Genomic DNA, 9414 nt, shown 5'->3' with positions numbered 1-9414 from the left:
CAAGTAACGCACCATATAATCCTCATCTTCCAGACGTAGCAGCAAGGCACTGATCACGGATTCTGAAGCATTTCCCAACTTACCCAAGGCTCCTGCTGCCACGTAACGCACCAACTTATAGCAATCTTCCAGACGTAGCAGCAAGGCACTGATGACGGATTCTGAAGCATTTCCCAAATTGCCCAAAGCTTCTGCTGCCAAGTAACGCACCATATAATCCCCATCTTCGAGACGTAACAACAGGGAACTGATGGCGACTTCTTTTTCCCCTAATGCTGCTTGATATTCCTGCAATCGATTTTCATCAACACCCCTTGCTTTCAAAAGTTGCAAAGTTTGTGCCTCAAACTCAGTCTCACTCATACTGCAAAGGATTTGCAAAACCTGAGAGCGAACTCTGCGACCAACCTGTTCCTCATCCTTTACCTCCAACTCAACCAACTTCTGCAAAATCTCCCCAGTTAGACTGGAATCTGCCACCTTTAACTCTTTAATATTTTCAGCAAGACAACTGCCAGCAAAAAACAAATCGCGGTGCAACCATTCCTCATGCTCGCTATTCGCGGTCAAAATTGCCTGCATCGCTTTCGCCGCTTTCTTCGGTTTTTGTTGAGCAATCAACAACAGCAACACTTCCCGCCAGTGGGGGTCATGCAAATGCTCTCGAATATGCTTGAGAACAATCTCAAAATCATCGTCATCATCTGCCTGATAGCCGATTTCCTGAGCGCACAAATATTCTTGAAAAGTCTTGTGTACAAAAGCGTACAAATCTTGTCCTTGTTCGTTGAGCAATCCCGTCCGCTGTTGAATAAAATCAACAAATCGTTTAGCTTCCTCTTTTGCCTGGAACCGTTCAACCTGTTTTTTGGTTTTAATGTTCTGAGTTAACTGCTCTAACAATTCATCCTTAGCAATCAGAGTCCCGCCTTCAGGATTATCCGTACTACCGTGAGTGTGAATCCAATAGGCTAGAATTTCCATCAGCCGCCGTAAGTCGTCTGCATCTAAACATTTGAATACTGACTTTTCTGTCATATTTTTGTTAGCATCCCAACACTTTAACAGTGTCTCCACAGCTTTTTCATAAAGCTTGTGGCGTGCCCTCGGCAGTACAGCTTGATAGCGGTGAATCAAAGCAATGATTGTCAGCAATAGCGGATTTCTCGCCAACAATTTAATTCGGTCATTTTCATCCAGAGCTTTTTTAATGCTATCTTTGCGACGTTGAGCTTCCGCCGCATCTCGAACGCGGCTGTCGTACCAGCGATTAATAAACTCATCAACCTTAGGATCATCAAAAAGTTGTAACTGATAGTGTTCAAACTCCGAAGTATTAAAAAAATCGCGTTTGTAACCAGCAGGGCGAGAAGTAATAATTGCCAGATTTTGACGATACTGCCCCAAAAAACTATCAATGTGCTGCACCACCGCATAGCGCTTGGATTCTTCCACAACCTCATCCAATCCATCCAACAAAATCATCGCCCTACCGTCGGCCAGCCAATACTCAAAAAAGCCTTCTGGCAGCGGTTTCACGGACATAGTTTTCTCCGCAAACTGGCGGGCATAGTCGAGGAGATTGATATCTGAAAGCCTAGCAAAATCGCGAATCTTAATCAAAATCGGCAAGCAATCTATCCCAGAATCCCAGCCGAGTTTTTCTGGAGCATTCTGAGCCAACATCACCGCAAAAAAGCTCAGTAAAGTTGTTTTACCAGAACCCGGAGCGCCCAGCAAGACAAATCTCTTTGATTGATTCTGATTCAATAAGTGTGAGGCTAAAAGTTTTCTTCTTGAGCGGGTTTCTCGCTGAAATAGTGGCAAAACTTTGCCTTCTTCTAATCCTTGGATATCCAATTGAACATAAATATTTACCTCTTCCACGACATCGGGCATAACAAAAATATGAGCCAATTTTTCCGATTTTTCGATTTCCTGACCTTCGACAGCAATGCCAGCAAACTTAACATCATCAAACCAGTTAGCCAGTTGCTTCAAATAGTCTGCTTTGGCAACTTTAAACCTTAAATAACTACTTGTTTTATGGAAATAGTTTTCAGCAAAAACATCCAACCAATCATGCAGTCTTTCGGGAGCAAATCTGCCTTGAATTTTCTTGTGTTCTGGGACTGTAGCATTAAAAGCTGCAACTAAAAACTCAACTTGAGGTTTTTCTTGGTCGTTGAAAGGTTTCCGGAGTTCTGGAAGTGCTTCGGTCAAAAAACTGTTAAGAAAATCTTCGACTACACCCTGTTCGCAAGCAGAGAATAATTCATGAGTTTTCTGGGCAGCTTCGATGCCACAAATACAAGCTTTGTCAAAATCGCTAGGATTAATTTTTTTCATAGCTTCTTTGAATACAATTTCTGCAAGTTTTGCGCCAATTCCTGGTGCTATTTTTAAGGCGGCTGCTCCAAATTCAATCATGGTAATTTTAAATATTTTTGTTTAATATAGTTTACACTGGTATTATTATCAATGTCAGTGATATTTAAAGTTTTCTTGTGGGGTGGGCCCCAGAGCCCGCCCCGATCGCCCTTATTGAAAATGCTGTCACATCTCAGGTCAGATTAACCCTAGTTTTAAACAGGCCTGGGCACTTCGTAAGTCAAAAAGTCATAGGCCATTTTCGTATTCGGAAAAATTGCCTGCGCTTCCTTGAGCAAATCATCCAGGACGATCGCATTCCCCGGAGCGTAACGCGGGCTAAAATGCGTCATAATTAGCTGTTTCGCCCCAGCCGTCAAAGCCACTTGAGCCGCCATTGTCGAAGTTGAATGCAGGCGATCGAAGGCCATTTGAGCATCTTGATGAGCAAAAGTCGCTTCATGGATCAACAAATCAGCATCCTTCGCCAATTCCACCGCCCCGTCACAAAAAACCGTGTCCGTACAATACACAAACTTGCGCCCGATTTGATCCGGGCCGCAAAAATCAGTACCTTTAAACTGTCGCCCGTCCGATAACTTTACCGTCTTTCCTTGTTTTAATTGACCGTAAAGCGGCCCGGAAGGAATACCCACAGCCTGAGCTTTTTCTACATCAAAATGTCCCGGACGGTCTTTCTCAGTTACTCGATAACCAAAAGCAGTAACTCGGTGCTTCAAAGGGCCGCAGCTAACAATATATTCGTCATCTTCATAGATGACTCCCTCGTGAATTTTGTGCACCTTCACCGGGTAAGAAAAATGAGTTTGAGAATAACGAATGCCAGCTTGCAAATATTCTTCAAGCCCCGGAGGCCCGTAAAGATCGATGCGCTTGACATTCCCCGCCAAACCGCAGCTAGCGAGCAAACCCATTAAGCCGAAAATATGGTCGCCGTGCAGGTGAGTGATGAAAATGCGGCTCAGTTGGCTGACTTTTAGGTCGCTGCGGAGAAACTGGTGCTGAGTTCCTTCGCCACAGTCAAACAGCCAGAGTTCCGCTCGCTGGGGCAAGCGGAGGGCGATGCTGGAAACGTTGCGCGATCGCGTGGGTACGCCGGAGCTAGTTCCGAGAAATGTAATCTGCAAGAGTCAAATCACCTCAATTAAGTCTTAAAAAATATGTTACATATATCCAGAGTGCGACTGATCCGACATACAGGAAATAGTCGCAGCCAGGAACCGGGATAAATCGCTGTTCCTGCGAACATCTAGTTGCTAAAATCATTTTCGACAAGCGCACAGAGTGCCAAACCCAATTCTAACGTTTTCTTTCTTCGGTTCCTCTTCCTTTTGCCCGAAGCGCAGCTTCCCCTTAAAACTTGTCAAACTCATACAGCATAAAAGGAAAATTTTCAAATGCAGTCAGGAGTATTCTTTGTTTCCGTTCTTTCGACATTAAAAAAACGCTACTTTTGGATTTCGTTGTTGTTTTGGCTGGTAATGGTAGCCCCAGCACAGGCCGCGCTGATATTGCGAGTTGCGGTACAAGACGGGGCAAGTCAGATAAAAGTCGGCAGTTCTACAAAGGCTGCAATCCGGGACGGTAGCGGGCGCAATTTGGGCGAACTGTCGGCAAACGGTTCTCAGTCAGCTCAATTGCGATCGGGAACAGTGGCGATCGGTCGCTGGGCCGCCAACCAAGTTTGGATCGAGCCGACGGGGAACGGTTATGTCTGGATTGGCGATCGTTGGTATCGGGGACGCACGCTTCTAGTTCCCGAAAAAGGAGGCTTGACGGCCGTCAACTACGTCAATATAGAACAATATCTCTACAGCGTTCTCGGCGCCGAAATGAGTGGCAATTGGCCTCAAGAGGCTTTGAAAGCCCAAGCAGTCGCCGCCCGTTCCTACGCTATCCACCAGCGCCTCAAAAGCGAAACCGAGCTTTACGACGTGGACAATACTCAGTCTTCGCAGGTTTACAAAGGACTACAAACAGAATCTTCTGGCACTTATTCCGCAGTCGATGCAACCGCTGGTCAAGTTCTGGCCTACAACGGTCAGATAATTTTAGCCGCTTTCCACTCTGCGTCTGGGGGGCATACGGAAAATGTCGAGGATGTTTGGACGGAACCCTTGCCTTACCTGCGTGCTGTTCCTGACTTCGACCAAGGGGCGCCGGTTTACCAATGGAAAGAAAATTTTTCTCGGGCTCAAATCAGCAGTAAGATTTCTGGCGTGGGCAATGTGATCTCGATGAAGCCAGAACGCACTACCGCTCACGGCAGCGTTTTGAGGATGAAAGTAGTTGGAGATGGCGGTTCTAGGGTCATGAGTGGCGCAGATTTACGCAGGGTTTTAAATTTGAGGAGTACGCGGTTTACCGTGATTCCTCAGTATGCGGGCGCTGGGAACCCAAGGAACAGCGGCCAAGCTCCTACCGGTTTTCAAGTTGCTGGCAAAGGTTTCGGCCATGCTGTAGGAATGAGTCAGTGGGGTGCCTACAATTTGGCCAGACAGGGATACGGCTACCAGCAGATTTTGTTGCACTATTACCGGGGTACTACTTTGGCTAGAATTGCAGTCCAGTAACTGCTGGGAATGGGCAAGGAAGAAGGAAGAAGGAAAAATAAAAAGGAGGAAAGAATAAGGGAAAAACAGCTATTTCTGTATCCGTCACTTCCGTGTCCTGAATACAACGAATTAATTGGGAACTTGTATCGCCCTTCGACTACGCTCAGGAACCGCGTAGTCGAAGACCAAGAACTGCGTAGCCGAAGTATTGGGAATTGGGAATGACTAATGACTGAGGACTAACTACATGACTAACTACATTAAGGATTGCTATGCAAAAGTGGGAGTATTTATTTGTGGATGCGAATATGTATCCTTTTGGAAACAAGCTGATTAGTTTATATGTAAACGGTGAAGAACAGCGAGATTGGAAACAAGGCTCGCTGCATCTATTTGTCAATCATTTGGGGGAGGAGGGATGGGAACTTGTGGCTCTAGATCACGACTCGAAGTATGACCAAAATTGTTTGATTTTTAAACGCCCTAAGGTTATTTAAAAAAACTCGGACTAGAAAAAATTATGACCTCAATAACGATTGACATTTTCCACAATTCTTAGCAACGAGCTAAAAGCCCGTTCCCCAACAAAGATGTTTTATTGCGGAACACGCATCCTGCCTATTCTTAAAAATGGCGCAAGCTTTTAGATCAACCTAACTTAACAACAAACAAGAATTTTTTTTCATTAGTATTACAAGTTGTCCGAGCGATCGATCCTCCGCTGCCATTCGGCATCTATTTTTGCTGACTGTTCTAGTTCTTGTTGGGTTAATTCCGTTTCTGTTGTATAAGCTAAGTCTTCTCCAGTCAGAAAGTTTTCTGCTGCAAATTCCCGAGCGTAGGTGAGTTTTTTGAGCAAGGTGCTATCAGGTTCGTTTAATAACATTGCTCGCTGCTGACGCTCTTGATTGCGGGCTTCTATCCGGCTATTTTTCCACTGAATCCAGAAGTAGCGAATTAAAGGAATTGCAAGAAATCCGACGCCGTAAATCAGGATCATGGGATAAACAGCGCTGACGAAACCGATAAATCCACCTGCGATTAAATTATTAGTTAATAGATTCCCCAAAACTAACGCACCGACAAGATTGACAGCTCCTAACCCTGCTGCGAGCATGATTTTGCCGGAGCTGGCGTTGCTGAAACGCCACAGCATTTCTCGCAAATAAGCTGCTACTGGTTGAGGATTTTTCTGGACGGCTGTGGTTTGCAATTGCGGAAAATGGTAAATTATTTGCCCTTCGGGGCTGACTTCGGGGCGGCCGTCAAAACGGGCTAGAGCCGGTAACATATATTCTTCGTATTCTCGGGCGTATCCCTGTCCGAGATTGTCTAGATATGGGGCAATTTGTTCGGCGACGACGGCGCCTCGGTTGTTGCCAATTGCAGTCGCAATATCGATCCACTTGCGCTCTTCTAGATTGTAATTGGGATTCCCGTCTCCAAATAGAAAGGAGAAAACTGCTTCTAGAAAACTCATCTGGGGTTTTTGGCCAGTTAAGCGCGATCGCTGCTGGTGGTATCGTTGGTCGTGGTTCCAGTAAAATATCCCGCTTAAGTCGTTCCAGAAGTAGGGAAAAAACGAAAAGCCGCCGCCGCTGTCGCCCCCGCCGCCACCGTCTCCTCCTCCCCCGTTATTGCTGTCGCTGCTGGAGAGTAAACTGGAGATTAAAATAGTGATAGCAACAAAAATTAAGAGGATGGAAGCTACCAGCACTATGCCAAAAGATATCCGAATTAGATAAAATAAAATGCGCCAGATTTTTTGCCACCATTCCTGCAACTGCAAGCGCAAGAATTTGTTTCGCAAAATATCTCGAAAGTTCTTGGGAAATAGGTAGGCAATGTCGCCGGATTCTGCTACTTGCAGGTTGCCGCCTGCTTCGGAGGCGAGGGTTAACAGTTCTCGCTGGGCAAAATTGATATCTAATCCAGCTTTTGCCGCCACGTCTCCAACCGTAACGCGGTAGCCAAGTTGTTCGACGGCTTGCATAATGGTGGGATTCGGAGCCATAGGTTTCTCTCTGTGAAAATTACCCGGTTATTTTTATTATATATTGCAGGAATTCGAGCTGGTTTTGGCGATCGGGTTTCTGATTTTTTTTGATGCTGCCCTTGACTTTGGGGCAAAATATTGCTATTGTTTTGCCGAATAACTTTTAAGTATGGGCTGAACTCGGATAGCTTAATAAAACTTTGTGATTGAATTTCTCCTCGGCAGGCTATTTGCTTGTTTGCTCTGAGGGTCAACGAGGGGGATTATGGCTACAGTTAGTAGGCTGTGCGCGATCGCCCATTGGCGTTAGCGAATCGATCCGAAGGCAAGCCATCTAAGAGGATCGCCCCTGCACCCTACTGCAAAAATTTTCCTTTCAGCACGGGTTTTTGTAAGTTTTGTTTAGAGTGCGAGAGAGAGGTTAAAGAAATCTGGTTTTTTTGCAAGTCTTGCAAGACTTATATAAAATAGATAGAGCTTGCGCGGGTGTTAAACCCAAGGGCGTGTTTTAAGCTTCGCACTTGCGATCGACTAGACTTTTTAGCGCCCTCAACACAACTGCCAACTAAAACAGTGGCGCAATTATTAATAGGAAAACTTTACAGGCTAATTTTTCGGATTAGCCACTAACCAAAGAATCGCATATGCCAAGAACTCAACGCAACGATAACTTTATTGACAAAAGCTTCACGGTGATGGCTGATATCATCCTGAAGATTATGCCGGCGAAAAAGCAGGCGAAGGAAGCTTTTGCTTATTACCGGGATGGTATGTCAGCTCAAGCAGATGGCGAATATGCTGAAGCGCTGGAAAATTATCATGAAGCGCTGAAGCTGGAGGAAGATCCTTACGATCGCAGTTATGTCTTGTACAATATCGCGCTGATCCATACTAGCAACGGCGAACACGATAAAGGTTTGGAATATTACAGCGAAGCTCTGGAGCTCAATCCGAGAATGCCACAAGCGCTGAATAATATTGCTGTGATTTACCACTATCAAGGGGAAAAACAAAAGGAAGCTGGCAATCTAGAAGCGGCGGAAGGGCTGTTTGATAAAGCGGCAGATTATTGGAAGGAGGCTATTCGCTTGGCCCCCAACAATTACATTGAGGTGCAAAATTGGCTGAAGACAACAGGTCGATCGCAAATTGATGTGTATTTTTAACCTCAGTTGTTAGCTACAAAAAGCCTGATTGGGTAAACAAAAAGTTGTGGGTTTTAAGTGTTGAGTGGTGAATTGAAAACTCTTTCACTTAAAACTTACAGATCACCAGTCAAAACTACTCACTAATTCCCAATTACAGATTTTTATGATTGACAGAGAAGAAGTTCGCAAAGTAGCGAATTTAGCGAGATTGGAATTAACGCCGGAAGAAGAAGAGCAGTTTACTGGTCAACTTAACGGTATTTTGGATTATTTTGAGCAGTTGAGCGAACTGGATACGAGTAAGGTACAGCCGACAACGCGGGCGATCGATGTTAGTAATGTGATGCGATCGGACGATTTGCAACCTTTTCCTAAGCGAGAAAGTATTTTGGAGGGAGCCCCCGATCGCGATGGGGAGTTTTTTAAGGTGCCTAAGATTATGTAGGGTTCCCGTTAGGCACCTAACTGAGGAACATCCTTTGAGGGGCGGGCTAGCCATGCCTACCCCAAAAGCCGATTAAATTAACTGTGGAACAGGTAATAAGTAAGCCCGGTATAAGCCACCCCACAAGCGGATTAAACTGATAGAAACCCAACACAATATCGCTCATAGCGATGATCTGTAAAGTTCCTTTTTGGGGTGACCAATAGTCATGTACGTATTAATTGGTGGAGCAGGAATGATGGGGCTGGGTTTGGCTCAGCAGTTATTAAAACTCGGTCATACGGTGGCAATCATCGATGCTGACCCGCTTGCTTGTCGCTTTGCTCGTGAAAAAATCGGAGTAATGGCATTTGAAGGCAGTGCGGTGAGTACAACGGTTCTTCTGGAAGCAGGAATTAAACAAGCAAACGCAGTCGTTGCAGCACTCAGGGACGATGCACTGAATTTAGCGCTGATCACCCTATCCAGAAGCTATGGCATTTCCCATATTGTGGTGCGAATGCGCGATCGCGAATTCATGGAAGCCTATCGACTTGCCGGAGCCAGTCACATCATCAGCACGATTGATTTGGCAGTCGCAACAATGGCCAATGCGATTGAATACCCTCAAATCGAATCGATGATGCACTTTGAACAAGGACAAGTTGAGGTGCTAAAGCTGCCAGTTCCAGGCGATTGCAATGTGGCAGGCCGCAGCGTTGCTCAAATTGCTCAAGACCCTCGTTTTCCAACAGGTTCGCTGATTATTGGTTATCAATGCCATCCCTGCGCCAATCTGGAGATTCCGAACGGCAATACTGTTTTGGAGTTTAGACTAAGCAGGTCAAAAAGTGCGCTCGCTGTGAGACTAGCGAACAGTTCTCAAGAACGGCAATGGTC

8 protein-coding genes are annotated in these 9414 nt (G+C 45.5%); 5 read left to right on the top strand and 3 right to left on the bottom strand.

Annotated elements, in window-relative coordinates; genetic code table 11:
- Nucleotides 1-2430: NACHT domain-containing protein (locus tag QUB14_RS26695; protein ID WP_333297399.1), on the bottom strand; the 2430-nt coding region annotated here is incomplete at its 3' end.
- A 155-nt stretch (nt 2431-2585) separates the two neighbouring features.
- The gene (locus QUB14_RS26690; protein WP_333220997.1) at nt 2586-3518 is read right to left on the bottom strand and encodes a ribonuclease Z; all 933 of its coding nucleotides are present in this window, start codon (nt 3516-3518) and stop codon (nt 2586-2588) included.
- A gap of 270 nt (nt 3519-3788) precedes the next feature.
- On the opposite strand from QUB14_RS26690, the gene QUB14_RS26685 reads away from it, so the two are divergent.
- Nucleotides 3789-4964 (top strand): SpoIID/LytB domain-containing protein, encoded by a 1176-nt coding sequence (locus tag QUB14_RS26685; RefSeq protein WP_333220999.1) that lies wholly within the window; start codon nt 3789-3791, stop codon nt 4962-4964.
- Between the two features lie 254 nt (nt 4965-5218).
- Nucleotides 5219-5443 carry a hypothetical protein gene (locus tag QUB14_RS26680; protein WP_006635949.1) on the top strand — a complete coding sequence of 75 codons (225 nt, stop codon included), beginning with the start codon at nt 5219-5221 and terminating at the stop codon, nt 5441-5443.
- A gap of 194 nt (nt 5444-5637) precedes the next feature.
- Here QUB14_RS26680 and QUB14_RS26675 read toward each other — a convergent pair whose 3' ends face one another.
- Complete coding sequence (locus QUB14_RS26675; protein WP_333221001.1) at nt 5638-6960, bottom strand: hypothetical protein; 1323 nt, start codon at nt 6958-6960, stop codon at nt 5638-5640.
- Nucleotides 6961-7586: 626 nt separating this feature from the next.
- Here QUB14_RS26675 and QUB14_RS26670 point away from each other — a divergent pair.
- From QUB14_RS26670 to QUB14_RS26660, 3 genes are all read left to right on the top strand, one after another.
- Complete coding sequence (locus QUB14_RS26670) at nt 7587-8108, top strand: photosystem I assembly protein Ycf3 (protein WP_006635951.1); 522 nt, start codon at nt 7587-7589, stop codon at nt 8106-8108.
- 145 nt (nt 8109-8253) lie between these two features.
- Nucleotides 8254-8535, top strand: coding sequence for an Asp-tRNA(Asn)/Glu-tRNA(Gln) amidotransferase subunit GatC (gene gatC / locus QUB14_RS26665; protein WP_190663714.1), 282 nt, complete (start codon nt 8254-8256; stop codon nt 8533-8535).
- Between the two features lie 208 nt (nt 8536-8743).
- The coding region (locus QUB14_RS26660; protein WP_333221005.1) for a TrkA family potassium uptake protein at nt 8744-9414 on the top strand (671 nt) is incomplete at its 3' end.

Source organism: Microcoleus sp. B3-D2 (genome assembly GCF_036705345.1).
Taxonomy (GTDB): Bacteria; Cyanobacteriota; Cyanobacteriia; order Cyanobacteriales; family Microcoleaceae; genus Microcoleus.
This window is presented reverse-complemented; position numbering and strand designations above follow the sequence as displayed.

What these genes read in the sequence shown, in the direction of transcription:
- QUB14_RS26680 (WP_006635949.1), top strand. Translation starts at nt 5,219, where the DNA reads ATGCAAAAGTGGGAGTATTTATTTGTGGATGCGAATATGTATCCTTTT.
- QUB14_RS26675 (WP_333221001.1), bottom strand. Translation starts at nt 6,960, where the DNA reads ATGGCTCCGAATCCCACCATTATGCAAGCCGTCGAACAACTTGGCTAC.
- QUB14_RS26670 (WP_006635951.1), top strand. Translation starts at nt 7,587, where the DNA reads ATGCCAAGAACTCAACGCAACGATAACTTTATTGACAAAAGCTTCACG.
- gatC (WP_190663714.1), top strand. Translation starts at nt 8,254, where the DNA reads ATGATTGACAGAGAAGAAGTTCGCAAAGTAGCGAATTTAGCGAGATTG.
- QUB14_RS26685 (WP_333220999.1), top strand. Translation starts at nt 3,789, where the DNA reads ATGCAGTCAGGAGTATTCTTTGTTTCCGTTCTTTCGACATTAAAAAAA.